General features: G+C 67.0%; 25 protein-coding genes. 15 read left to right on the forward strand and 10 right to left on the reverse strand.

Features of this window, described 5'->3' with window-relative positions; translation table 11 throughout:
• Positions 1 to 38 precede the first annotated feature (38 nt).
• On the reverse strand, positions 39 to 377 hold the full coding sequence (locus N5C25_RS07780; protein ID WP_058979222.1) for a hypothetical protein: 339 nt from the start codon (positions 375 to 377) through the stop codon (positions 39 to 41).
• A gap of 233 nt (positions 378 to 610) precedes the next feature.
• On the reverse strand, positions 611 to 1,009 hold the full coding sequence (locus N5C25_RS07785; RefSeq protein ID WP_058979220.1) for a RidA family protein: 399 nt from the start codon (positions 1,007 to 1,009) through the stop codon (positions 611 to 613).
• 108 nt (positions 1,010 to 1,117) lie between these two features.
• On the opposite strand from N5C25_RS07785, the gene N5C25_RS07790 reads away from it, so the two are divergent.
• Both N5C25_RS07790 and dnaQ read left to right on the forward strand, forming a co-directional pair.
• Entirely contained in the window at positions 1,118 to 2,011 is an 894-nt protein-coding gene (locus N5C25_RS07790) for a LysR family transcriptional regulator (RefSeq protein ID WP_251102441.1), read from the forward strand.
• Between the two features lie 167 nt (positions 2,012 to 2,178).
• Positions 2,179 to 2,688, forward strand: coding sequence for a DNA polymerase III subunit epsilon (dnaQ, locus tag N5C25_RS07795; RefSeq protein ID WP_058979216.1), 510 nt, complete (start codon positions 2,179 to 2,181; stop codon positions 2,686 to 2,688).
• A 13-nt stretch (positions 2,689 to 2,701) separates the two neighbouring features.
• Here the strand turns inward: dnaQ and N5C25_RS07800 are convergent, their stop codons facing one another.
• The gene (locus N5C25_RS07800) at positions 2,702 to 3,916 is read right to left on the reverse strand and encodes a glycosyltransferase (RefSeq protein WP_058979213.1); all 1,215 of its coding nucleotides are present in this window, start codon (positions 3,914 to 3,916) and stop codon (positions 2,702 to 2,704) included.
• Positions 3,917 to 4,194: 278 nt separating this feature from the next.
• Here N5C25_RS07800 and rpmB point away from each other — a divergent pair, with 278 nt between their 5' ends.
• The 6 genes from rpmB (at position 4,195) to N5C25_RS07830 (ending at position 10,714) form a co-directional block, all read left to right on the forward strand.
• Complete coding sequence (gene rpmB, locus N5C25_RS07805; protein ID WP_005411638.1) at positions 4,195 to 4,431, forward strand: 50S ribosomal protein L28; 237 nt, start codon at positions 4,195 to 4,197, stop codon at positions 4,429 to 4,431.
• Between the two features lie 10 nt (positions 4,432 to 4,441).
• Positions 4,442 to 4,609 (forward strand): 50S ribosomal protein L33, encoded by a 168-nt coding sequence (gene rpmG / locus N5C25_RS07810; protein WP_169411268.1) that lies wholly within the window; start codon positions 4,442 to 4,444, stop codon positions 4,607 to 4,609.
• Positions 4,610 to 4,949: 340 nt separating this feature from the next.
• Positions 4,950 to 6,368, forward strand: a complete 1,419-nt coding sequence (gene cls / locus N5C25_RS07815; protein ID WP_251102458.1) for a cardiolipin synthase — start codon at positions 4,950 to 4,952, stop codon at positions 6,366 to 6,368.
• Between the two features lie 45 nt (positions 6,369 to 6,413).
• Positions 6,414 to 7,835 carry an FAD/NAD(P)-binding protein gene (locus N5C25_RS07820; RefSeq protein ID WP_251102440.1) on the forward strand — a complete coding sequence of 474 codons (1,422 nt, stop codon included), beginning with the start codon at positions 6,414 to 6,416 and terminating at the stop codon, positions 7,833 to 7,835.
• A gap of 9 nt (positions 7,836 to 7,844) precedes the next feature.
• Positions 7,845 to 10,037 carry a DNA helicase II gene (gene uvrD / locus N5C25_RS07825; protein ID WP_251102439.1) on the forward strand — a complete coding sequence of 731 codons (2,193 nt, stop codon included), beginning with the start codon at positions 7,845 to 7,847 and terminating at the stop codon, positions 10,035 to 10,037.
• A 122-nt stretch (positions 10,038 to 10,159) separates the two neighbouring features.
• A complete protein-coding gene (locus N5C25_RS07830; protein ID WP_058979204.1) occupies positions 10,160 to 10,714 on the forward strand; it encodes a hypothetical protein in 555 nt (184 codons plus the stop codon).
• A gap of 48 nt (positions 10,715 to 10,762) precedes the next feature.
• Here the strand turns inward: N5C25_RS07830 and N5C25_RS07835 are convergent, their stop codons facing one another.
• On the reverse strand, positions 10,763 to 10,909 hold the full coding sequence (locus N5C25_RS07835) for a hypothetical protein (protein WP_186008945.1): 147 nt from the start codon (positions 10,907 to 10,909) through the stop codon (positions 10,763 to 10,765).
• Between the two features lie 183 nt (positions 10,910 to 11,092).
• On the opposite strand from N5C25_RS07835, the gene N5C25_RS07840 reads away from it, so the two are divergent.
• Positions 11,093 to 11,539: a universal stress protein gene (locus N5C25_RS07840; RefSeq protein WP_005420335.1), complete on the forward strand. Its 447-nt coding sequence runs from the start codon at positions 11,093 to 11,095 to the stop codon at positions 11,537 to 11,539.
• 258 nt (positions 11,540 to 11,797) lie between these two features.
• Here N5C25_RS07840 and N5C25_RS07845 read toward each other — a convergent pair whose 3' ends face one another.
• Positions 11,798 to 12,082, reverse strand: a complete 285-nt coding sequence (locus N5C25_RS07845) for a DUF2782 domain-containing protein (protein ID WP_005411628.1) — start codon at positions 12,080 to 12,082, stop codon at positions 11,798 to 11,800.
• A 98-nt stretch (positions 12,083 to 12,180) separates the two neighbouring features.
• On the opposite strand from N5C25_RS07845, the gene polA reads away from it, so the two are divergent.
• Together polA and N5C25_RS07855 are read left to right on the forward strand one after the other, a co-directional pair.
• On the forward strand, positions 12,181 to 14,955 hold the full coding sequence (gene polA / locus N5C25_RS07850; protein WP_251102438.1) for a DNA polymerase I: 2,775 nt from the start codon (positions 12,181 to 12,183) through the stop codon (positions 14,953 to 14,955).
• 354 nt (positions 14,956 to 15,309) lie between these two features.
• Positions 15,310 to 15,789, forward strand: coding sequence for a YetF domain-containing protein (locus tag N5C25_RS07855; RefSeq protein WP_279936732.1), 480 nt, complete (start codon positions 15,310 to 15,312; stop codon positions 15,787 to 15,789).
• 36 nt (positions 15,790 to 15,825) lie between these two features.
• On the opposite strand, the gene hemF is transcribed toward N5C25_RS07855, so the two are convergent.
• The 5 genes from hemF to N5C25_RS07880 all read right to left on the reverse strand — a co-directional run bounded on the left by hemF (position 15,826) and on the right by N5C25_RS07880 (position 21,929).
• Positions 15,826 to 16,722 (reverse strand): oxygen-dependent coproporphyrinogen oxidase, encoded by an 897-nt coding sequence (gene hemF, locus N5C25_RS07860; RefSeq protein WP_279936733.1) that lies wholly within the window; start codon positions 16,720 to 16,722, stop codon positions 15,826 to 15,828.
• A 39-nt stretch (positions 16,723 to 16,761) separates the two neighbouring features.
• Positions 16,762 to 18,408 (reverse strand): hypothetical protein, encoded by a 1,647-nt coding sequence (locus N5C25_RS07865; protein ID WP_058979199.1) that lies wholly within the window; start codon positions 18,406 to 18,408, stop codon positions 16,762 to 16,764.
• A 141-nt stretch (positions 18,409 to 18,549) separates the two neighbouring features.
• Complete coding sequence (locus N5C25_RS07870; protein WP_058979196.1) at positions 18,550 to 19,110, reverse strand: hypothetical protein; 561 nt, start codon at positions 19,108 to 19,110, stop codon at positions 18,550 to 18,552.
• Between the two features lie 30 nt (positions 19,111 to 19,140).
• A complete protein-coding gene (locus N5C25_RS07875) occupies positions 19,141 to 19,560 on the reverse strand; it encodes an NUDIX domain-containing protein (protein ID WP_058979193.1) in 420 nt (139 codons plus the stop codon).
• On the reverse strand, positions 19,557 to 21,929 hold the full coding sequence (locus N5C25_RS07880; RefSeq protein WP_279936734.1) for a S9 family peptidase: 2,373 nt from the start codon (positions 21,927 to 21,929) through the stop codon (positions 19,557 to 19,559). The genes N5C25_RS07875 and N5C25_RS07880 overlap by 4 nt, the downstream gene beginning before the upstream one ends.
• Before the next feature lie 167 nt (positions 21,930 to 22,096).
• Between N5C25_RS07880 and N5C25_RS07885 the strand changes: the two genes are divergently transcribed.
• The 4 genes from N5C25_RS07885 to N5C25_RS07900 all read left to right on the forward strand — a co-directional run bounded on the left by N5C25_RS07885 (position 22,097) and on the right by N5C25_RS07900 (position 24,946).
• Positions 22,097 to 22,426 (forward strand): hypothetical protein, encoded by a 330-nt coding sequence (locus N5C25_RS07885; RefSeq protein WP_058979189.1) that lies wholly within the window; start codon positions 22,097 to 22,099, stop codon positions 22,424 to 22,426.
• Positions 22,427 to 22,463: 37 nt separating this feature from the next.
• The gene (locus tag N5C25_RS07890; protein WP_279936735.1) at positions 22,464 to 23,117 is read left to right on the forward strand and encodes a sigma-70 family RNA polymerase sigma factor; all 654 of its coding nucleotides are present in this window, start codon (positions 22,464 to 22,466) and stop codon (positions 23,115 to 23,117) included.
• Positions 23,114 to 23,329, forward strand: a complete 216-nt coding sequence (locus tag N5C25_RS07895) for a hypothetical protein (RefSeq protein WP_279936736.1) — start codon at positions 23,114 to 23,116, stop codon at positions 23,327 to 23,329. Before N5C25_RS07890 ends, N5C25_RS07895 begins: the two co-directional genes overlap by 4 nt.
• 321 nt (positions 23,330 to 23,650) lie before the next feature.
• Positions 23,651 to 24,946, forward strand: a complete 1,296-nt coding sequence (locus N5C25_RS07900) for an ABC transporter permease (RefSeq protein WP_279936737.1) — start codon at positions 23,651 to 23,653, stop codon at positions 24,944 to 24,946.
• The last annotated feature ends 1 nt before the right edge of the window (position 24,947 follow it).

Genomic DNA, 24,947 nt, shown 5'->3' on the forward strand with positions numbered 1-24,947 from the left:
AGTGAAACGGGAGCCCGCAATCGCGGGACGCGCTCAACTCACGCCCGGGGGGGACGCGTCAATTCATCCTGGGCGACCGCATAGGTCGCCGCGTCGCCGGCATTCATCCAGCGCGCCGGCAGTGGCGCACCGAAGGCGGCGAGGGTACTGGCCGGCAGGCTCAGATTGGAGTGGTGGCAGTGGTTGTGGCTGCAGGCACCGGTGTGCTTGCCGTCACTGTCACCCTCGGCATCATTGGCGTTGCTTTCCACGTGCACCGCCGTGGTGTCGTGCGGCTCGACCGCGCAGGCCAGCACGTCGGCCACCGGCACGACCACGAAGGCCGCCATCAGCAGCATCATCAGGTACGTACGCAGTTGGCGGGTGATCCGGCGCATGGACGGGAGGCTAGCAAGCGGTTTTCGCCGGATACAATATCAATGGCCGCTTCGGGAACTCGTCGGAATCTCCCGTTCAGGTGGGCCGGGCGCGGGGTCGGATCCCTTTCCTCCGGAAAGAGCTCTGACCCCACCACATCGTTCGGGTGCGCCGCGCACATGTGCTCTGGTAGGTGTCGACCTTGGTCGACACGCTTTTCGACCCCCGACACATTGCCGGCCAGCGGCCGGCACTACCGGTCTGCAGGCAGCTTCGCGATCACCTTGATCTCGAACTGGAACCCGTACAGCCAAGTCACACCGATGCCGGTCAGGGTCGGGTGCGGCGCCTCGCCCCAGTACTCGGGCACGATCGCCCAGGCCTTCTCGAAGTTGGTTTCCGGATCGACCAGGAACACGGTCACGTCGATCACGTCATCGAACGTGCAGCCCGCAGCAGCCAACACCGCATTGAGATTTTCGAAGGCGCGGCGCACCTGCGCCTCGAAGTCCGGCTCGGGCGAACCGTCCTCGCGGCTGCCGACCTGGCCGGACACGAACAGGAAGCCGTTGGAACGGATCGCCGGCGAGTAGCGGTTGCGCGCGTACAGGGCCTGGCGGCCGGCGGGGAAAACGACATCACGCTGTGACATGGGGAAGATCCCGTGGGAGAGAACGCCATCCTCCGCGCCAGTGCTGTCTGGATAAACCGCCATGATCGGCCTAGATTGATTGCCAATTCCAAACAATCATGGCCCGCCATGGACCGTTTCGAGGCGATGCGGGCGTTTGCCCGCGTGGTGGAAACCGGCAGCTTCACCCGCGCCGCGCACACGCTGCAGATCAGCCGCACCACGGCCACCCAGCTTGTGCAGCAGCTGGAGGCGCACCTGCGGCTGCGCCTGCTCAACCGCACCACGCGCCGGGTCAGCGTCACCGCCGACGGCGCGGCCTACTACCCGCGCATCGCCCGCCTGCTGGCCGAGCTGGAAGAAGTGGAGGGCGGGCTGGGCGATGCGGCCACCCAGCCACGCGGGCGGCTGCGCGTGGATGTGCCCGGGCCGTACGCGCGGTTGCGGCTGGTGCCGGCGTTGCCGGATTTCCAGGCGCGCTACCCGGAGATCCAGCTGGACATCGGCGTCAGCGACCGCGAGGTCGACGTCATCGCTGACAACGTCGATTGCGTGATCCGGGGTGGCACCCCGGCCGACCCGGCGCTGGTAGCGCGGCCGCTGGCGGCGCTGCCGATCGGCTTCCACGCAAGCCCCAGCTATGTGCAGCGTTTCGGCCTGCCGACCGATCCGCGGGCGCTGGAAGGGCCCGATCACCACATGGTCGGCTTCCTCAGCCCGCGCAGTGGCCGCGCACGCGTGTTCGTTGCACAGCGCGGCGATGAGCGCATCGAAGTGCAGGGCCGCTACACGGTCGGTTTTGACGACGGCAATGCCTATCTGGCCGCAGCGCTGGCGGGCCTGGGCGTGGTGGCGCTGCCCAGCTACATGGCCGAACCGCACGTGGCGCGCGGTGAGCTGCTGCCGGTGTTGCAGGACTGGCAGCTGCCGCCGATGCCGATGCACGTGATGTTCCCGCCGAACCGGCACATGAGCCAGCGGCTGCGGGTGTTCATCGATTGGGTGGTGGAAGCGCTGGGCTGACGCACACGCTCCCGTAGCGCCGAGCCCACGCTCGGCTGCTTCTGACTCCAACGCTCAAGGCCTGCGCCTAGCGCGTGAGCCGAGCACGGGCTCGACTCTACAGGAGCGGCTTCCCGCTGCAGGCATGCGAAAATCACCACCGCACGCAACAGGACACATCGCCACGCATGAGTCGCATCGTCGCACTGGATACCGAAACCACCGGCATCTCCCACCGCCTGGGGCACCGGGTGATCGAAATCGGTGCCGTCGAACTGATCGATGGCCAGCTCAGCGGCCGCCAGTTCCACACCTACCTGCAGCCGCAGCGCAGGGTCGATTGGGGCGCACAGCGCGTGCATGGCATCAGTGATGCGATGCTGGTGGGCAAGCCACTGTTTTCCAGCAAGGCCGCCGAACTGCTGGACTTCCTGCGCGGCAGCGAGATGGTCGCGCACAACGCCACCTTCGATGTGGGCTTCCTGGACAACGAGCTGCGTCTGTCCGGTATCCCCGGCACGCTGGCCCAGCACTGCCGCATCACCTGCAGCCTGAAGCTGGCGCGCGGGCGCTGGCCGGGCCAAGGCAACAAGCTGGATGATGTGCTGCAGCGCCTGCGCATTCCCAGCCAGCGCGGCCTGCACGGCGCGCTCAAGGATGCCCATCTGCTGGCGCAGGTGATTCCGCACCTGCGCTGAGGTCTGGCCGCTGTTACACCGGCCGCAACCAGCGCTCGATCATTGCCACGCCACGTGCCACTCCGTCCTCATGGCTCATCGCCGCGCCCAGGGCCGCCGCGCGTGCGCGTGTTGCGTCGGTTTCAGCGAAGGTGATGGCTGCCGCCAGCGTTGCTGCATCCAGTCGCTTCGGTGACAACGGTGCCGGTGCCACGCCCAACCGATGCAGGCGATCGGCCCAGAAGAACTGATCCGCGGCGAACGGCATCACCAGCGAGGGAATGCCGGCGCGGCAGGCCGAATGCGTGGTGCCACTGCCACCATGGTGGATGGCGAGTGCGCAATGCGGGAACAGTGCTTCGTGTGGCGTCGGGCCGAGCACGAACACATCTGCTGGCAGCGCGCCCGTCGGCAGCCCGGCCCACCCCGGAAACAGCAGCACCCGACGCGGCGCCAGCGCCTGCAGCAGGGCCGGCAGCACGCGCTCGCGATCAAACCCGGTCATGCTGCCAAAGCCCAGGTACACCGGCGGCGGCCCGGCATCGAGGAAGGCCTGCAGATCGACCGGGGGCGTCCACGGCGCATCAGGAAGCCGCCATTGGCCACAGACGATGTGGTCGGCCGGCCAATCCGCCGGTGGCGGCAGCAGCTGCGGCGAGATGCCATAGAGCATCGGCAGGCCGGGCCACAGCGAGCGGCGCGGCGATTGCCCTGACTGCTGGCGTGCCGCGTTGATCGGCCGACGGAACTGGCGCCAGATCAGGCCGTTGACCCACCCATAGCTGGCGCGGTTCAACCAGCCCGGCGAGCGTCCCGGTGGCAGGAACGGAGAGCGGAAGGCCCGCGTCGGGGTGAGCGGGATCATGCCGGTGCCGATGACCGGCATTCCGCGGCGTTCGCCCACGCTCATGCCGACAAAGGCCGCCAGGCCACCGGTCAGAATCGCATCGCAGCCTTCTGCGGCCGCATCGGCCTGGCGCATCCAGCCGCTGACATGCTGCAGCGCCATCCGTGCCAGACCGGAACTGGCGGCGGCAACACCGTTGCCACGCGACACCAGGGCGACCACTTCGTCATGGATGTCACCTTCAAGGGCCGCATGGGGCACATCCAGGGCCTGCGCGCTGCCCAGGGTGCCGCCATCGGCAAGCAGTGTCACCTCGTGGCCTGCGCCGATCAGCCCATGGCAGAGCATGGCCAGGGGCCGCGTATCGCCTTCGGTTCCGTAGGTCAGGGCCAGCAGCCGCATGGAAAGCTCCGCAGTGATCCGGGCCAGTATGCCGGTTGGCGGGCTCCCGGCCCTGCCGGTTCAGCCGCAGCCTGTGGGTAACTTGCGCAAGTGCTTGAACCCGTGCATAATGCGCGGCTCGCTGTGTCCGGTTTTCTACCGGGCGGCGCCCCCGGGAGCACGTCCCCGGCCGCCCAACGCCAGCGTAACCCTTTGATTCTCTTGACGTGTGGTGGGCAACCATCGAGGCCGCCGTCGCCCGGGCTACGGGCTGACAACTACTACTATCGAGGTGCGCAATGTCCCGCGTATGCCAGGTTTCCGGCAAGCGAGTGCAGACGGGTAACAACGTCTCGCACGCCAACAACAAGACCCGTCGTCGTTTCCTGCCGAATCTGCACGAGCGCCGTTTCTGGGTGGCCAGCGAGAACCGCTGGGTCAAGCTTCGTGTTTCCGCGCATGCACTGCGCACCATCGACAAGAACGGCATTGATTCCGTTCTGGCTGAGCTGCGTGCGCGCGGCGAAAAGGTCTGAGGAGTAAAGCATCATGGCAGGCAAGCGCGATAAGGTCCGTATGATTTCCTCGGCCGGTACCGGCCACTTCTACACGACCGACAAGAACAAGAAGAACACCCCGGGGAAGATGGAATTCCTGAAGTACGATCCGGTCGTGCGCAAGCACGTCCTGTACAAGGAAGGCAAGATCAAGTAATCCGCAAGGATTGCTGGTCCCCGCGAAGAAACCCGCCATTGTGGCGGGTTTTTTCATGTCTGGCATCCAGGTGGTGGTGCCGATCGTTGGTCGGCACGCTGTTCCCACACCCGGTGGCTGCCAACCTTGGCCGACACGCTGTCCCCGTGCTCGGTAGGTGTCGACCTTGGCCGACATGCTGTCCCCGTGCTCGGTAGGTGTCGACCTTGGTCGACACGCGGTCCCCACCCCCGGTAGGTGCCAACCTTGGTTGGCACGCTGCTTCAACGCAATCGAGCGCGGCTCGACTCTATAAAGGCCGCTGGGCAGAATGGCCCATCACCTCCCGACGGGCGACACGATGCTGTTCGAGTGGTTGCTGGGTTCCTACCTGCTGCTGATCGACTGGCTGATCCGGCTGGTCGCGCTGTGCTGGATTCCCACCCGCACCACGCCTGGCGCGGCGCGCAGCTGGCTGCTGCTGGTCGGCTTCGTACCGCTGCTGGGCCTGCCGCTGTACCTGCTGTTCGGCCACCCGTGGCTATCGCGCGAGCGCATCCGCCGCCAGGCCGAGGCCTCGCAGGTCATCCGCGAGGAGCAGGCGCTGCAGCATCGCCTGCGCTGGACCCCACAGCCCGACACCGCCAGCGCTGAGATCGTGCCGCTGGTGCAGCGCCAGGGCGATTTCATGCCGGTGCACGGCAACGCCGTCGATCTGCTGACCGACTACGACGAGTCGCTGCACACGCTGATCGCCGACATCGACCAGGCCGAAGACCGCGTGCACCTGCTGTACTACCTGATGTTCGACGACGCGGTCGGCGAGGCCATTGTCGAGGCCCTGCAGCGAGCGGCTGCACGTGGCGTGCAGTGTCGCGTGCTGCTCGACGCGGTGGGCGCCAAGCGTGGCCTGCGCGCCTATCGCAAGCGCCTGCAGGCGCGCGACATCGAAGTGCGTGCGATGCTGCCCGGTGGCCTGCGCTGGCGCCGTAGCGGGCGCATGGACCTGCGCAACCACCGCAAGATCGCGGTGATCGACAACGAAGTGGCCTATGTCGGTTCGCAGAACCTGGCCGGTCCGCAGTTCGTGCCCGGCCACCCGAACCGCGAGCTGGTGGCGCGCGTGCGTGGCCCGGCCGTGGCGCATCTGGAAGCGGTGTTCGCCAGCGACTGGTACATGGAAACCGGCCAGCGCCTGGACGTGATAGCCGATGTGCCCGAGTGCAGCGACGACATCGCCACCCAGCTGCTGCCCAGCGGTCCCGCCTATCCCTACAGCAACGCACGCGATGCGGTGGCGGCGCTGATCCACCTGGCGCGGCGCCGGCTGGTGATGGTCACCCCGTATTTCGTGCCCGACGAAGCCACGCTGAGCGCCTTGCGCATTGCGGCCTTGTCCGGCGTGCAGGTGCAGCTGATCCTTTCGGCCAGCAACAACCAGCGGCTGACGTCATGGGCGCAGGAGGCCTACTACGACGAGCTGCTGCGCTGTGGCGTGCACATCGCGCTGTACGAGCCGCAGTTCCTGCATGCCAAGCACATGAGCGTGGACGAGGACATCGCCGTGCTCGGCTCAATCAACATGGATATCCGCTCGTTCGCGCTGAATGCCGAGATCGGCCTGGTCTGCTACGACCGTGCGCTGGTGCAGCAGCTGTGTGCGATCGAGGATGGCTACCTGCGCGAGTCGCGGCAGCTGGACCTGCAGCAGTGGCGCAGTCGCCCTACGTGGCGGCGCAGCCGCGAAGGCATCGCACGGCTGGCCGATGCGTTGATGTGAAACGGTGGCAACCGCCCGCTTCGGCAATCCGGCCCGTCATCGCCGATGGCCTACAATCGGCGCATGACTGATTCACCGCGTAATGGCGAACTGGACCTGGCAATCATCGGTGGTGGTGCGGCCGGGGTGCTGGTGGCGATCCAGATGTTGCGCCAGGCCCAGGCGCCGCTGGTGCTGGCCATCTTCGAACCGGCTTCGCAGCTGGCGCAGGGCATCGCCTATGCCACGCCGTGGCCGGAGCACCTGCTGAACGTGCCGGCGGCGAAGATGAGTGCGTTTGCCGACCAGCCTGGCGATTTCCTCGACTACCTGATGGCCGCCAACGCCTACCCGGGCGAGGCGCGCGAGGTGCTGGGCGAGCGTTACGTGTGCCGCCACTACTTTGCAGCGTACCTGCAGCAGCGCCTGCAGGAGGCCGCCGCGGCCAGCCCGGCACAGCTGCAGGTGATCGTGCAGCCGGTACTGGGCCTGCAGCCGGATGACCATGGTTACCGGCTGCAGCTGGGTGATGGCCAGACGCTGCATGCCGCGCAGGCGGTGCTCGCCACCGGCAACAGCATGCGGCCGCTGCCGGTGGCCGGTGCCGAGGCACTGCCCGCCGATGACGTGATCGAGGCCTGGGACTACGACGGCGTGCGGACCCTGGCCGGCGACCATGCCGTGGCCATTGTCGGCTCCGGCCTGAGCATGGCCGACACCGTGCTGGCGCTGGTTGCTGCCGGTCACACCGGCCCGCTGCATGTGATCTCGCGCCACGGGCTGCTGCCGCTGCCGCATGCGCATGGTGGCCTGCCCACGTTCGACCCGGCTGCGCTGCTGCCGATGAGCCTGCGCCAGCGCCTGCGCGCGTTGCGCGGGTTCGCGCGCCAGGCGCAGGCCGACGGCCTGCCGTGGCAGGGCGTGATGGACCGCATCCGTCCGCACGGGCAGGCGCTGTGGTGCAGCCTCGACGCGGCCGACCAGCGCCGCTTCCTGCGCCATGTGGTGCGCTACTGGGACGTGCATCGCCACCGCATCGCCGAAGAGGTCGACGCACAGCTGCAGGCGCTGATCGAAAGCGGCCAACTGCGTATTCACCGGTCCCGCCTGCAACGCGTCGGCCGCGAAGGCGATGCCCTGCGGCTGTCGGGTCGCGATGCCTCCGGCAACGATCAGCAGTGGACGATCAGCGGGGTGATCAACGCCACCGGTGTGGAGACCCGCGCCAGCGCGCTGCGCAATCCGCTGCTGCAGCAGCTGCAGGCCGATGGCCTGGCCCGCCCCGGCCCGCATGGGCTGGGCCTGGACAGCACGGTGCCGGGCGACCGCCTGCGTGCGGCCGGTGGCCAGTCGCAGGCACGGCTGGGCGTACTCGGCAGCCTGCGCATCGGCAGCCTGTGGGAAAGCCTGGCGGTGCCTGAACTGCGTCAGCAGGCGCAGGCACTGGCCACCCAGGTGGTCGCAGGAGCCGCGACGGCGATGCCGTAAAATGGGGGCATGGATGTCTCCCACCTGCTTGATGGCCTGAACCCGGCCCAGCGCGAAGCCGTCTCCGCTCCCCCCGGCCACCACCTGGTGCTGGCCGGTGCCGGTTCCGGCAAGACCCGCGTACTCACCCACCGCATCGCCTGGCTGCATGAAGTCGACGGCGTGCCGACCCACGGCATTTTCGCGGTGACCTTCACCAACAAGGCGGCTGGCGAAATGCGCCACCGCATCGATGCCCAGCTGCCCCATGGCAGCCGTGGCATGTGGATCGGTACCTTCCACGGCCTGGCCAACCGTCTGCTGCGCCTGCACTGGCAGGACGCCAAGCTGCCCGAAGGCTTCCAGGTGATGGACTCGGACGACCAGCTGCGGCTGGTCAAGCGCGTGGTGCAGGCGCTGGAGCTGGACGACGGCAAGTACCCGCCCAAGCAGATCGCGTGGTGGATCAACGCGCAGAAGGACGAAGGCCGCCGCCCGCAGCACATCCAGCCCGAACCGCACGACGCGTGGCTGGAAACCATGCGCCAGGCCTACATCGAGTACCAGGCACGCTGCGACCGCGCCGGGCTGGTGGACTTCGCCGAGCTGCTGCTGCGCGCGCACGAACTGCTGCGCGACAACCCGGCGCTGCTGGCGCACTACCGCGCCCGCTTCCGCGAAATCCTGGTGGACGAGTTCCAGGACACCAATGCCATCCAGTACGCCTTCGTGCGCGTGCTGGCCGGTGATTCCGGCCACGTGTTCGTGGTCGGCGACGATGACCAGGCCATCTACGGCTGGCGTGGTGCCAAGGTCGAGAACGTGCAGGGCTTCCTGCGCGACTTCCCGGGTGCGCAGACCATCCGCCTGGAGCAGAACTACCGCTCCACCGCCAACATCCTCGGCGCCGCCAACGCGGTGATCGCGCACAACCCGGACCGCATCGGCAAGCAGCTGTGGACCGACAGCGGCGACGGTGAACCGATCGACCTGTACGCGGCGTATAACGAGATGGACGAGGCGCGCTACATCGTCGAGCGTGCCCGCCAGTGGGTGCGCGACGGTGGCAGCTACACCGAAGTGGCCGTGCTCTACCGCAGCAACGCACAGTCGCGCGCGCTTGAAGAGGCGCTGCTGAGCGAACAGGTGCCCTATCGCGTGTACGGCGGCATGCGCTTCTTCGAACGTGCCGAAATCAAGGACGCGCTGGCTTACCTGCGCCTGCTGTCCAACCGCAACGATGACGCCGCCTTCGAGCGCGCGGTCAACACGCCTACCCGGGGCATCGGCGACCGCACGCTGGACGAAGTGCGCCGCGAGGCGCGTGCGCAGGGCATTTCGTTGTGGGAAGCGACGATGCTGGTCACTCAGGGCAGCGCGCTGGCCGCACGTGCGCGCAATGCACTGGCCGGCTTCCTGGGGCTGGTCAACGAGCTGCAGGCCCAGACCGTGCACATGACCCTGGCCGAGCGCGTGGACCACGTGCTGGCCCGCTCGCAGCTGCGCGAGCACTGGAGCAAGGAAAGCCGCAATTCGCTGGATTCGGAATCGCGTACCGACAACCTCGACGAACTGGTCTCGGTCGCCTCGCGCTTCGTGCGCCGCGCCGACGACGTCGAGGAAGTGGGCGAGGACATGGACGAGCTGGTCGCGTTCCTGGCCTATGCCGCGCTGGAGGCCGGTGAAGGCCAGGCGCAGGCCGGCGAGGACGGTGTGCAGTTGATGACCCTGCACTCGGCCAAGGGCCTGGAATTCCCGCTGGTGTTCCTGGCAGGCATGGAAGACGGCCTGTTCCCCAGCGCACGTTCGCTGGAAGAAAGCGGGCGGCTGGAGGAAGAGCGTCGCCTGGCCTACGTCGGCATCACCCGCGCGCGCCAGAAGCTGGTGCTGAGCTACGCCGAATCGCGCCGCATCCACGGCCAGGACAACTACAGCCTGCCGTCACGCTTCCTGCGCGAGATTCCGCGCGAACTGCTGCACGAAGTGCGCCCGAAGGTGCAGGTCTCGCGGCCGGCATCGATGGGCGCCAGCCGGGTGATGGGCCATGCTTCGATCGAGGCGCCGCCAGTCAAGCTCGGCGCGCTGGTTACCCATCCCAAGTTTGGCGAAGGCATGGTGACCGACTACGAAGGCAGCGGCGCACACGCCCGCGTGCAGGTCGAATTCGCCGACGCCGGCAGCAAGTGGCTGGTGATGGCCTACGCCAACCTGACGGTGATCTGATCACCGTCGAGGGGGCGGGAATTCCTGTAGAGCCGAGCCATGCTCGGCTGCTTTTACCGCCAAAAGCAGCCGAGCATGGGCTCGGCTCTACAATAGGTGGCACTTCTACCAGGACCGCTCCCATGACCGAACCCACGCTGCACGTCACCGTGAAGTTGAATGCCCGGCTGCAGCCGGAGCATCGCCACGAACTGTTCGAGGATCCGCTCGACGCGCTGCTGCAGGCGGCCCAGGTGGGCGAGCTCACCGGCGGCGGCACTGCGATGTCCGATCTGGGTGAGGCCGAATACGGCGACATCGAAGTGGCGCTGGTCGATGCGGGTGGCGTGCCGAAGCTGATCGACCTGCTGGAGCAGCTGGGTGCACCGAAGGGTTCGCAGCTGCAGGGGGCTGGCGAGGCCGACCGCAGCTTCGGCGTGACCGAGGGGCTGGGCATCTATCTGGATGGCCTGAACCTGCCGGACGAAGTCTACGAACAGTGCGATTCCAACCACGTGTTCGAGCAGCTGTCCGAGCGCATTGATGGCCTTGGCGAGATCTGCAGCTGGTGGCAGGGCCCGACCGAGACCGCGCTGTACATGTACGGCCAATCGTTCGAGGCGATGCGCGATGCGATTGACGAGTTCGTGGCCAGCTACCCGCTGTGCCAGAATGCGCGCATCGTGCAGATCGCCTGAAGGTAGGGGCGCTGTAGAGTCGAGCAAGCTCGACTCTACGGCAGCAGGTTATCGGCCGGCTGACTGCCGGGCGTTGTCGCGCAGCGCCATGTCCTTGCCGATCTGGTAGCCGCCGAACAGCACCGCCAAGGCGATGATCGCGGCGACCATGATGGACTTCTGGGAACTCCAGACGGGCGGCTTGTCGTCCTGCATGTCGGTCGTCCTTGGGCGCGGCAGTGCGCCGCCCGCCGAGCATGCGCCGCCCGACCGGTGCGTGCAAGCGGGCGGTGCGCACGCCCCTGCGCGGCGCCGGATTGATCCTGCTCAAGGCGTGGCCTGCACATCCGGTGTGCAATGGTGTTGTTCCCATCTGGCAGACCGCCACGGAGCCCCACCATGTACAAGCGCATCCTGATTGCCACTGACGGGTCCGAGCTGGCCGACAAGGGCCTGGCCAAGGGCCTGGAGCTGGCCAAGGACCTCAATGCCGAGGTCGATATCGTCACTGTTTCCGAGCCGTGGGCCGTCGGCATGTATGACGCCATGGGCTGGAGCGTGGGCTACATGAACAGCCCGGAATACAAGGCCGACCGCGAGGAAGGCGCGCAGAAGGTGCTGCAGCCGGCGCTGGCCAAGGCCGCCGAGCAGGGCATCACCGCCAACCCGGTGCACGTGCTGGACCGCTACGCGGCCGACGGCATCATCGAGACGGCGGCCGAGCGCAACAGCGACCTGATCGTGATGACCTCGCATGGCCGCCGGGGCGTGACCCGCGTGCTGCTGGGCAGCCAGACCGCCGAGGTGCTGGCGCGCAGCACGCTGCCGGTGCTGGTCATCCGCTGATCCACACCCACTGATCCAAGCGTTCCCGGGGAGGGGACCCGACGCCGGCCGCAGGATGCGCGCCGGCGTTGCTTTTTTGTCGGGGATCGGGGGGCGGATCCACGCATGGCGTGGATCTACTGATAGGCGGTCACCCACGCATGGCGTGGATCCACGTTCGTTGTCCCGGTAGATCCACGCCATGCGTGGATGGGCCGTGCCGATGGCCTTGAGGGGTCAGAGCCCTTTCCTGTGGAGAGGGATCCGACCCCGGTCACCTCACCAGCTGTACAGCTTCCAGTACACCGGCGACACGCCATCCTTGTCGTTGTCGAATCGGCCATCGCCGTTCTTGTCATACATGTAGAACGGGGCACCGCGCGACGGGGTCACCTTGACCATGCGCAGCTGGCCGGACACACGGTATTCCTCGATGACATCGCCGTTGTCCATGGTGCGCTTGGAGACATCGGCGCCCTTGACGTCCACCGGGGGAGCACCTGCGCCACCCATGCTGGCGCAGCCAGCGAGCAGGAGCAGGGAAGCCAGCATCAGGGTCTTCATCGGCGGGGGCCTTTGCCTGGAGAGAGCCCTGATTATGCCCCATCGCCAGGTGCGGGCCGTGTCGTCGCGCTGCAGGCACGGGCGCGTAGAATCGGCGCATGAGCAGATTAGTCCTGATCGACGGGTCCAGTTACCTGTACCGCGCGTTCCACGCGCTGCCGCCCCTGTCCAATGCACAGGGTGAGCCCACCGGCGCGCTGTTCGGCGTGGTCAACATGCTGCGTTCGACGCTGAAAGAACGCCCGGCCTACGTCGCGTTTGTGGTCGATGCGCCCGGCAAGACCTTCCGTGACGACCTGTACGACCAGTACAAGGCCAACCGCCCGCCGATGCCCGATGAGCTGCGCAGCCAGGTCGAGCCGATGTGCCGCATCGTCGAAGCGCTGGGCATCAGCATCCTGCGCATCCCCGGCGTGGAAGCCGACGATGTGATCGGCACGCTGGCGCTGCAGGGCCTGGCGCAGGACCTGAAGGTGACCATCTCCACCGGCGACAAGGACTTCGCCCAGCTGGTGCGGCCGGGCATCGAGCTGGTCAACACCATGACCGGCAGCCGCATGGATTCGGATGCGGCAGTGATGGAGAAGTTCGGCGTGCGCGCCGACCAGATCATCGACCTGCTGGCGCTGATGGGCGACGCGGTCGACAACGTGCCGGGCGTGGAGAAGTGCGGGCCGAAGACCGCCGCCAAGTGGCTGGCCGAGTACCAGCACCTGGACGGCGTGATGGCAGCCGCGCCGACCATGAAGGGCAAGATCGGCGAGAACCTGCGCGCTGCACTGGGACGCCTGCCGCTGAACCGCGAGCTGGTGACCATCCGCACCGACCTGGCGCTCGAGGCCAGCCCGACCAGCCTGGCGCTGCGCGAGCAGGACGTGCCGGAGCTGACCGAACTTTATACGCGCTACGGCTTCACCCAGGCGTTGAAGGAACTGGGTGCGCCTGTGCCGGCGCCGGCAGTGGCCAGCGAGGCCACCCCGAGCCTGCGCGGTACCGCGGCCGGCTTCGCGCGGGGCAGCGCCGAGGCACCGGCAGCGGACACGCTGGATCCGGCACTGTCCGCGCCGGGTGAATACGAGACCGTTCTGACCGCCGAGCAGCTGCAGGCCTGGGTCGAGCGCCTGCAACAGGCCGACCTGATCAGCTTCGACACCGAGACCGACGCACTGGATGCGATGCGCGCGCGCCTGGTCGGCATCAGCCTGGCCGTCGAGCCGGGCAGGGCGGCCTACATTCCGGTGGGCCACGATTACCCGGGTGCGCCGGCCCAGCTGCCGATGCAGCAGGTGCTGGACGCACTGCGCCCGGCGCTGCAGGACCCGGCGAAGAAGAAGCTGGGCCAGCACGGCAAGTACGACCTGCATGTGCTGCGCCGCCACGGCGTGGACGTGCAGGGCTACCACGACGACACCATGCTCGAGAGCTTCGTGCTCAACTCCACCGCCACCCGCCACGACATGGATTCGCTGGCCCTGCGTTACCTGGGCTACAGCACCATCAAGTTCGAGGACGTGGCCGGCAAGGGCGCCAAGCAGATCCCGTTCTCGCAGGTGGGCATCGACGAAGCCAGCCGCTATGCGGCCGAAGACGCCGACATCACCCTGCGCCTGCATCGCGCGCTGCAGCCGCAGCTGCTGGCCGAGCCGGCGCTGGACAGCGTGTACCGCGACATCGAGATGCCGCTGGTGCCGGTGCTGGCCAGCATCGAAGCCAATGGCGTGCGGATCGACACCGACGAACTGCGCCGGCAGAGCCAGGACCTGTCCTCGCGCATGCTGGCCGCGCAGCAGAAGGCCACCGAGCTGGCCGGCCGCAGCTTCAACCTGGATTCGCCCAAGCAGTTGCAGGCGGTGCTGTTCGACGAGTTGAAGCTGCCGGCGGTGGTGAAGACCCCGAAGGGCCAGCCCAGCACCAATGAAGAGGCGCTGGAGGCGATTGCCGACCAGCATGAACTGCCGCGGGTGATCCTCGACTACCGCGGATTGGCCAAGCTGCGCAGCACCTACACCGACAAGCTGCCGGAGATGGTCAATCCGGACACCGGCCGGGTGCACACCAGCTACCACCAGTCCGGCGCCGCTACCGGCCGCCTGTCCTCGTCGGACCCGAACCTGCAGAACATCCCGATCCGCACCGAAGACGGTCGTCGCATCCGCCGCGCGTTCATCGCCCCGGAAGGCTGCCAGCTGCTGGCCGCCGACTATTCGCAGATCGAGCTGCGGATCATGGCGCACCTGTCCGAGGACCCGGGCCTGGTGCGCGCCTTCGAGCAGGGTGCCGACGTGCACCGTGCCACCGCCGCCGAGGTGTTCGGGCGCACGCTGGAGGAGGTGACCCCGAACGAGCGCCGCGCCGCCAAGGCGATCAACTTCGGCCTGATGTACGGCATGAGCGCCTTCGGCCTGGCCCGCAACCTGGGCATCGACCGTGGCCAGGCGCAGGACTACGTGGCGCTGTACTTCAGCCGCTACCCGGGCGTGCGCGACTTCATGGAGCGGATGCGCCAGCAGGCCCGCGACCAGGGCTATGTGGAAACTCTGTTCGGCCGCCGCCTGTACCTGAACGACATCCACGCCCGCAACCAGGGCCTGCGTGCCGGGGCCGAGCGCGCCGCGATCAACGCGCCGATGCAGGGCACAGCCGCCGACATCATCAAGCGCGCGATGGTGGATGTGGACCAGTGGCTGCGCGACAGCGGGGCACCGGCACGGATGATCCTGCAGGTGCACGATGAACTGGTGTTCGAAACCGAAAGCAGTTTCGTGGAAGACTTGCGCTTGCAGGTGGTGGAACGCATGTCGCAAGCGGCCAAACTGCGGGTGCCGCTGGTGGTCGATACGGGCGTCGGCAGCAACTGGGATGAAGCGCACTGACCGCATTCCGGGCCGAAAACGACGTGAATTTGTTCATGAGTCGGGGGTTTCTGACTCGACCATGAATGTTGTCCCGATTGAATTTCATTAAATGGGGCCCCTTCACGAACCGTTAGTGTTCGGAGTGCTTCTATAACTCCCGACAGGCGCAATGCCTGTTGTGGATCTCTCCCATCCCCTGGAGCAGATCTCGGAACGGGGACTCCTCCCCAAGTGCCCGTTCCCCGGCCCCGTTGACCTCCCCCTGGTCAGCGGGGCTTTTTATTTGTGCCGATGGCATACCCCGGGCGCTGATGGGGCAGAGGGATCTGACCCCAGGTGCTAGGCTGGGCCACCGTTCCGCAGGGGAAGACCATGCCCGACCTGTTCGCCCTGGCCATGCCGTGGTGGGAATTCATCCTGCGCGCGGTGGTGGTCTACGTCGTGGTGCTGGGCATGGTCCGGCTGGGCGGCAAGCGGGCTCTGGGGCAGATCACGCCGTTCGACGTGCTGCTGATCGTGCTGCTGGGCAACGCGGTGCAGAACGCGCTGCTGGGCACGGATACCTCGCTGGGCGGCGGCCTGCTGCTGGCGGCGACCCTGATCCTGCTGAACTACGGGGTGGGCTGGCTCACCACCCGGAATCGGCGCATGGAGCGGTTGATCGAAGGAGAACCCACCGTAATCGCGCGCGATGGTCGCCTGTACGAGGCGGTACTTCGGCGCGAGCTGATCAGCCGCGCCGACTTCGATGCCGCGCTGCGCCAGCAGGGCGGGCTGCAGATTGAAAATGTGCAGATTGCCCTGCTGGAGACGACAGGGCACATCACCATCATCGCGCGGAAGGGCAGCTGACCAGCGCCCAGCCCACGCCCCGCGCGACGACACCCCTCAGAGCCAGTCGCGCGGCACCAGGTAGTCGGCCAGGCGCGATTCGGGGCTGCCGGGTTCGGGCGAGAAGCCGTATTCCCAGCGCACCCGCGGCGGCAGGCTCATCAGGATGCTTTCGCTGCGGCCGCCGCTCTGCAGCCCGAACAGGGTGCCGCGGTCATAGACCAGGTTGAATTCCACGTAGCGGCCGCGGCGGTACAGCTGGAACTCGCGTTCGCGCTCGCCATAGATGGCGTCCTTGCGCTGCTGCACGATCGGCAGGTAGGCGTCGAGGAAGCCATCGCCGACCGCGCGCAGATAATCGAAATCGCGCTCGAAGTCGCCGTGCAGGTCGTCGAAGAACAGACCGCCGACGCCGCGCGTTTCGTTGCGGTGGCGCAGGAAGAAGTACTCGTCACACCAGCGCTTGTGCGCGGCGTAGCGCTCGTCGCCGAACGGTGCACACAGATCGCGTGCGACCCGGTGCCAGTGCTGCACGTCCTCGTCGAACGGGTAGAACGGGGTCAGGTCGAAGCCGCCGCCGAACCAGCTGGCCACCACTTCACCGTCGCGCTGCGCCTGGAAAAAGCGCACGTTGGCATGGGTGGTCGGCACGTACGGGTTGAGCGGGTGGAACACCAGCGACACGCCGGTGGCGCGCCAGGAGGCGCCCGCCAGTTCCGGGCGGTTGGCCGAGGCCGACGGCGGCAGGCGGCTGCCAGCAACGTCGGAGAAGCCGATGCCGGCCTGCTCGAACACCGCACCGTCGCGCAGCACGCGGGTACGCCCGCCACCGCCCTCTGCACGCTGCCACAGGTCTTCCTGGAAGCGGCCCCGGCCATCGACGGCCTCGATCGCCCCACAGATGCGGTCCTGCAGGTCGGTGAGGTAGGTGCGCACGCGCTCGAATTCATTCATGGCGCGTACTTTACCGCAGGGCCCGGGCAGGCAAGCCCCTTACTGCTTGTGGTTGGGGGTGCGTGGCGCCGGTCCGGTCTGATCCTCGTCCGCCGACTGCTCCTGGACAGCACGCTGCAAGGCCTGGCCGAAACCCAGCAAGCTCCAGTTGCGCGTCGCCAGCACGTCACATGCCACGTGGCGGCCACTGCCCTCGGCCTCGCAGACGGCCTCAAGCATGGGGCGGACGTCCACACTGCTGCTGTTCTCCATCACGCTGGCCAGGTTTTCACAGCCTTCGCGGATGCCGGCCTGGCACACCTTCTGGTAGTGCTGGCTGGCCTCGACCCACTTCCCGCCCAGCGCGGCGCGGCTGCCCAGCACATTGCAGCCCTGCATCCTGCCGGCCGCGCAGCAGGCTTCTGCTTCGCCGTCGACCGACGCGCGTGGGCAATCCTGCGGGAATGGGATTTCGTCGAACACCAGCGGTGCGCTGCACTGGGCACTTCCCGGCTGTCGCTGGAAGCGCTCAAAACGCATCGAATCGTCCAGCCCCAGCAGGTCACCGTTGGCCAACGGTTGCAGCACGTAGTCACCCCCCAGCTCGTGGCGCATGCGGATCTGGCCGTCCTGCACGCGTGCACGCACCCGCGAACCGTAGCCCACCTCCACCAGTCCACCATCGCCGAACGTCAGTTCGTCCAACAGCCCGCCGGAGGCCACGTAGTGGCCACAGGGCACGGCGCTGGCGGCCTGCGGCAACAGCTCCCCATCCAGCGCCCGCAGTGCAGCCGCCTGCCGGCAGGACGTCTCGTTGCCGCCTTCGCAGGCCATCTGCAACGCCGCCCTGCCGTCCTGCAGATTGCCGGCGGTCCACTGCAGGGTGGCAACCTCCATGCAGAAGTCACTTTCACCCACCTGCGTGCATAGGTCCTGCAGGCGCTGCAATCGCGCGTCGGACAGCGCAGGCTTGGCTGCAGGCGAGAACACTTCAACCATCTTGGCCGCCATCGAGGCCGTGCGGATGGCAGTGGCGACGGCCTCGACCAGCTCTGGCCGCTCTTCCAGGATGGCCATGCAGGCCTCGGTGTCGGCCGCAGGGTCATCCTTGCGACACTGGCGGGGGAAGTCCATCTCGACCATCTCCTTTTCCATCGTGGCCTGTATCACCGCGATCTGTGCTTCGGTCGGTGTATCGCTGCCGGGGGCCTGGTCAGCCTCGCGATAGCGATCGGGCAGGCGCTGGCACAGAAATGGAACCCCTTCGGCACAGGCCGATTCCAGCGCCGTCAGGCTCAGCTCATGATGATGCCTGTCAAGGCAGCGCTGGGCATCTGCCAGGCAGCTGCCTGGCGCGTGCTCGACCGGGGGCAGGCACGCCGCTGGCTGGATCAGGCGGTAGCGCGTGTTGCCCTGCTGCAGGACGCGACCGCCACGCTGGACGTTCAGTCCAGATGTAACTCCGAAGGTGAGGTTGACGAGGCTCAGCTCGCCATCGATCTCTTGGACAACGAAGGGCCGATCAGAGATGTGCGTGTTCTTCGCCACCCCGCGGTCAGGCCCATCCACGCGCAGCTGGTTGCCACCGCCTTCGGCCGCGAATAGTCCACAGCGTGGCAGACCGGTTGCGGCCGCCTGCTGCGCCCAGGTCAGCAGCAACAAGGCAATGAAGGCCGGAATCAGGTGACGTGGGGCGAAAGGAGGCATCTTGGAGCCAGGGCAGAAAGACGCGGGCCACGATAGCCAACCGCCACCGATCCGCAATCAAACCCGCTGGAACGCCTGTGCTGCGGTCACGGCGTCTGTGCCGGGCAGGTCGTTCGCGTCAAAAATGCCGGGGGCGAGAGCTCAGCGGAAGCGCGCGCGCACGTCGGGGCGCAGCAGGCGCCAGGCCAGCCAGCCCTGCAGGCCGAGAAGCACGAACGACATGCCGACCACGGTCAGCGTGATCAGCCAGCGTTTCAGCTGCAGCTCCTGCAGCAGGGCCGGGTCATCGGCCAGCAATGGGATGAGGTCGCGCATGAACACGTCCAGCCACCAGGCGACTGCGAAGTTGCTCAAGCCGCTCAACAGCAGCAGCACCACGAAGCTCCACAGGCCCCAGCGACGTTCACGCAGCAGGCCCCAGCTGGACACGGTCGAGGCCAGGCACAACAGCGCGACGACCATTGACGCGGCCACCGGGTGCGCCAGCAGCCAGACCAGGCTGTGCAGCTGCTGGTGCTGCACTTCGCTTTCCACCAGGTGCCACAGCGTGAGGTTCTGCAGCGGCCACAGCACCAGTCCCTGCAGCACGAAGTAGGCCGTCAGCAGCAGTGACAGCCAGAACGAAGCCTGTGCCACCGGGCGCACCCAGGCGTGATAGGCCGGGGACGGCGGCGAGGGGATCGACGGGATCGACATTGACATCCGATGTCCTTGCAGTCGGCGCCCGCCTGCTCAGCGGACCGTCACCCGGGTGGCGACCGCCGGCAGGATATGGTGTTCGCTCAAGGGTGCCAAGGGCAGGCCATGCGGCGCCTGCAGCGGCACCCAGGCCAGCTCGGCGATCTCGGCGCGGGCCTGTGGCGTGCCGTCCACCCGCACCCACCAGGCCTGTGCCTGCACGCGATGGCCGGGCTCGTTCACCGCCCAATCCTCAAAGGTGCCCAGCGCGATGGCGGTTTCGGCGCACAGCTGCACACCGAGTTCTTCGTCCAGTTCGCGGGCCAGCGCCTGCAGCGGCGCCTCGCCGGGTTCGGGCTTGCCACCTGGCTGGATGAAGCGGCGTGCACCGTGCTTGCGCACCACCAGCGCCTGGCCGCGGTCATCCAGGATGACCGCAGCCACGATCCGGATCGTGGCTGCGGCGTTGCTCACTTCAGGTTCTGCTCGAACAGCTTGAGGATGCGCTTGTACTGGTCCAGCCAGGAATCGGCGCGGACGTAGCCGTGGCGCTCCAGCGGATATAGTGCGATCGACCAGTTGTCCTTGTGCAGTTCGATCAGGCGCTGGGTCAGGTTCACCGAATCCTGGAAGAACACGTTGTCATCCATCATGCCGTGGGCGATCAGCAGGTTGTCCTGCAGGTTCTGTGCATACTCGATCGGCGAGGAAACGCGGTACGCCTCCGGGTCGATGTCCGGGGTGTTGAGGATGTTGCTGGTGTAGCCGTGGTTGTAGTTGTGCCAGTCCACCACCGGGCGCAGCGCGGCGCCGGCCTTGAACGTGCCCGGTGCACGGAACAGCGCCATGAAGGTCATGAAACCGCCATAGGAACCACCGTAGATGCCGGCGTGGTCGCGGTCACCCTGCTGGGTGTCGACCAGCCAGTCCAGGCCGTCCTTGTAATCTTCCAGTTCCGGGTGGCCCATGTTGCGGTAGATGGCCGTGCGCCAGTCGCGGCCGTAGCCCTCGCTGCCGCGGTAATCCATGTCCAGCACGATGTAGCCCTTCTGCACCAGCAGGTTGTGGAACATCTGCTCGCGGAAGTAGGCCGGGTAGCGCTGGTGCACGTTCTGCAGGTAGCCGGCGCCGTGCACGAACATCACGATCGGGTACTTCTTCCCCGGCTCCTTGTTTTCGGGCTCGTAGTACTTGGCCCAGACCACGCCGGCACCGTGCTTGGATGGCACTGCCACCAGCTTCGGCTGGATCCACTGGCGTGCCTTGTAGTCGGCGGTGCGGGTGTCGGTCAGCACGCGGGCCTGGCCTGCGCCAGTGCTCGGTACCACGGCCAGCTGTGCCGGCAGGTAGGCGCCGGAGTAGCGCACCAGCAGTTGCTGGCCGTCCGGCGACAGCGAGAAATCCTCCACGCCGTTGAGGCTGGTCAGCTCGCGCACCTGGCGGCTGCCGGTGTCGACCGCGCAGACTTCGTAGTCATGCGGCGCCTGCTGGTTGCACAGGAAGTAGAAACCCTTGCCATCGGCCGACGGCACCGGCGCCGACGTTTCCCACTTGCCGCTGGTCAGCGCCTGCGGCTTGGCGGTGCCGGCCTGGGTATACAGGTGCGAGAAGCCCGATTCCTCCGACAGCAGCCACAGCGTGCGGCCATCGGCCATCCAGCCGAAATCGTTGAAGCCCCAGTTGATCCAGGCGTTGTCGGTCAGGCGGTGGCGGTTCTGCACACGGCCGTCGGCAGCGCTGACGCTGATGATCCAGCGGTCCTTGTTGTCGTTGGCACGCAGCATCACCGCGGCCTGCTGGCCATCGGCGCTCCAGCGGATGCCGCCGCCCATGAAGTCGCTCATCACCTGCACGCTGCGCTCACCCTTCAGCGCGTCCTTGCCGGCCTTGCGGCGCAGTTCGGCCAGCGGGTCGGTGCTGATGCCCGGCAGGCTGGCCAGCGAGACCTTATCGGCCTTGCCGGTGCGCACGTCCACGTACCACAGCGTGTGCGGCTCGAAGCCATTGCGGCCGACGCGGGTGCGGGTGTCCTCGGTTTCCTCGTAACCCGATTCGGTCACGTACAGCGGCATCTTGCTGGTGCGGCCGTCGTCGAAGTCCTTCGGCTTGGTCACCACGATCAGGTGGGTGAGGTCCGGCGACAGCACGCTGTCGGCGATCTCCACGTCGGCGCCCAGGTACACCGGGCCCGGCGCACGCGTCGGGTCGGCCTGGCGCCAGCGCTGGTCCTGGTCCTTCAATGCCTCGCGCTGCTCGCGGTCGCGGCGCAGGGTTTCCAGCGTGCGCAGCTGCTGGTCGCGCAGCACGTCGGCCTTCGGCGGCGTACGCGGGTCCTTTTCGGCCTTCAGGCTGGCCACCTGCTGCACGCCGCTGGCGGCAGTCCAGTGGAACCAGTTCTGGCCGACGCGCCAGATCACGCCGCTGTCGGCAGCGAAGTTCACGTTGCCCGCGCGCTCGTTGCTGCGGGTCAGCTGCGTCAGCGCGCCGCTGCGCAGGTCGCGCACGAACACGTCGCCATTGCGCACGAAGGCGCTGCGGCTGCGGCTGCGGTCGTAGACCGGCTCGGCCACGTCCAGGGTGCCGCGCTGGTCATCGGCCACCTGCGCGGCCACGCCACCGGCTACCGGCTGGCGGAAGGTATCGCGTACCGGGCTGCCGTTGCGCTTGAGCTGGTATTCCACCTGCTGGCTGTTCCACGACCACCAGGCCTTTTCGACCGGCGGACCGATCCAGTCCGGGTCGGCCATCGCCTGTTCAATGGTGATCGGCGTCGGCGCGGCGTGCGCGGCCGGTGCGGCCAGCACGGCCGACAGCAGGAGGGACAGGGGCAGCACTCGGGACATGGGCGGACGGCACCAGTAGAGGAAACCGGGCAAGCGTAGCAGCCGCACGGGCCCGGGGCAGGGGCCACAGGTCATGGCAGCGGGATTGGCAAAGTAGTGCAACCGCTGGCCGGCCTCGCGCATCCATTCTCCTGAACCCGCATCATCCACCGGACAGGAGCCCGACCATGCAGGAACTGATCCCGATCACCCTCTTCATCTGCATCGCCTACGCGATCCATGCCATTGCCGATGCCCGCGCGCGCAGCAAGCTGGTGGCCCCGCACGTGCCCGAGGAAGTGATCCGCTCGCTGGCCTTGCTGGAAGAAGAGCGCCGCCGCCAGGGTGCGCTGCGCTGGGGCATCAGCCTGGTCAGCTTGGCCGTGGCGATGGGCCTGCTGGAGGCGATCGGTGCGCGTGACCTGACCTTTGGTGCCGCTGCCGCGCTGGTCGGCAGTGCCGGCCTGGGCCAGCTGCTGGCCTGGCACTTCACCCGCCCCGCCGCACGCAAGGGCTGAGCCGGCGCATGCCACGGGCACAGGGGGCGCCCCGTAGATGAGCCTGCTCGGCGAAGCACTGTCGGCACTGCGGGGCCGTCGCCGCCACGATGCAGTATCGGCGGCACCGCCCGCCGAGCCGCTGGACGCGGACCAGGCCCTGGTGCGGGCCATCATCGATGGCTCGCAGTCGGCCTTCGCGCAGCTGGTGGCGACCCACCAGCGCACCTGCGCGCATGTGATCGGGCGCATGGTGGGCGACCGCGACCAGGTAGCTGACCTGCTGCAGGAAACCTTCCTGGCCGTGCTGCGCCAGCTGCACCGGTTCCGCTTTGAATCTTCGTTGCGTACCTGGGTTTCGCGGGTGGCCTACACCACTGCACTACAGCACCTGCGCCGGCGGCGGCTGGAGGCGCAATGGATGGTGGCGGTGGAGGTGCCGGAGGAATTGGGGATCGGCGATGAAGGCCCCGGGCCCGCCGAGTTGAGCGAGGCGCTGCAGGCCGGGCGCCATCTTGGCGAGGCGCTGGAACGGCTGAGTGCACCGCAGCGGCTGATCGTCGGCCTGCATTACCTGGAGGATTTCGATCTGGCCGAGATCGAGCAGGTGACCGGGCTGGCACGCGGTACCATCAAGAGCCACCTGTACCGCGCGCGCCAGGTCCTGAAGCAGGAACTGACGCGGCATGCCACCGCCGGAGAACTGCTGTGAACCCACCCACCGACCCTCGCGATGCGGAAGAGCGCGCGCTGGCGCAGGCGTTGCGTGAGCAGGCTCGGCAGGAAGAAGCGCCGGACGTGAGTGAGGCGCTGCAGAAGCGCATTGCCGCTGAGTCGCGCGACAGTGGCGTGGGCTATGTGGTGGTGCAGGTGCTGTTGCTGGGGGCGTTGGTGGCAGGGGCTGTCTGGTACTTCTGGGTCTAGAAGAACATTGACGCCCGCAACTGCTTTGGGACGTTTCTTCCTCCAACTTCCGATCAGATATCCAAGCGTCGGGCGTTGTCTCCACGTCGGCAGTTGGCCTTTCCCGTCAGACTCCGTCACGTCGGCCTCGTCATCAGTGGCAGTCGCTCTATCCAGGGGCCGCGAGCTACGTGTGTTTCCTGAGAAAAGTTGCAAACTCCATGCCTCCGCTTGAGTCGGAGTTTCACAATCAGAGACTCTCAACCATCAGCTTCCACGGGTATGGAGTGAGAATCACATGGACAGGTGCGCCAGTAATCCAACGCCGGATGCAGTTGGATGATGCTCTACTACATCCAGCTTTCGCTTGCCCGATTCAAGCAACGAATCGGCACTCATCTGGCAATCGCTCTCATGCTGGGTGCGGGGGTAGGGATCACCACCGTGATGCTCTCCATTGTTCTCCAGGCATCGTCGGATCCCGCACCAGGCCGGAGCTCCGCATTGTTCCGCCCGTACCTTGACGCGCGTCCAGATGCCCTGCGCAGTGGTTCCCCGGATCCGGGACAGGCACTGACCTGGCCAGATGCGAAGGCGCTTCTGGGCCAAGGTGGGACGTGGAAACAGGCAGCAATGGCAGGGGGGGCGGTGACGCTCTCCCGGCCGGGAGAGTCCAGCGCAAGGCTGCGTGCGAGGTTCGCTACGTCGGAAGTCTTCAGTGTGCTTGGCATTGCCGTTGTTCAAGGACGGGCATGGACCGGCGAGGAGGGGCATGCTGCGAGTCGAATCGTGGTGCTTTCGCGTGCGCTCGCCGCGCGTGAGTGCGCACAGGACTGTGTTGGTCATCGGTTGGAACTGGGCAGGCGCACCTATACCGTTGTGGGTGTCGCGGAGGACTGGCATCCGGTGCCGATGTTTCAGGGAGATCTCACACGCCGGCCGTTTGTGGAACCTGACGAGATCTACCTGCCGGTTGAGACCGCAATCGCAGACAGGCTGACTGTTGTGGACGGGACGGCGATCTGGGGGGGGGACCAGGACACGGATCCTGCAGGGGCCAACGTGTCATGGCTTCAATTGTGGGCGTGGCTGCCCACTGCGGATGATGTCGCCGCCTACCGTGCGAATCTGAATGCCTATGCACAGGCAAAGGGTCTTCGGATCGAACCAGGCACCCAGCAGGTGGCACTCTGGCCTTTGAAGGATTGGCTGGACAGGCTGGGATTGGTTCCAGAGCGGGCCAGGATGCAGCTTCGGCTGTCACTGATCCTTCTCGGTGTGTGCATCGTCAACGCGGCGGCGCTGCTCAGCTTCAGTCTGGGGCGCCGTCGGCGGGAGCTCGCGATACGACGTGCACTGGGCGCGCGACGCCGGGACGTGTTCATCCAGCTCATGTGGGAATCCATCGCGGCGGGAGCCGCAAGCAGTGCGCTCGCTGTCGTCACCTATATGCTGGGAATCCGGGTGGTTGCTGCGGGAGACGTTCTGCCCAGCGCGATAACCGCGATGCATGCTGGGGCATTGCTGATGGCCGCTGGCCTGGGAGTCGTCACGACGTTGCTCTGTTCATTGGTCCCGTCGTTTGAAATCTGCAGGGTCAGCTCCCTGTCGAATGCCTTTGCGAAGGGGGCTGCCTAAA

The organism is Stenotrophomonas sp. GD03958 (assembly GCF_029839005.1).
In the GTDB taxonomy this organism is placed as follows: Bacteria; Pseudomonadota; Gammaproteobacteria; order Xanthomonadales; family Xanthomonadaceae; genus Stenotrophomonas; species Stenotrophomonas hibiscicola.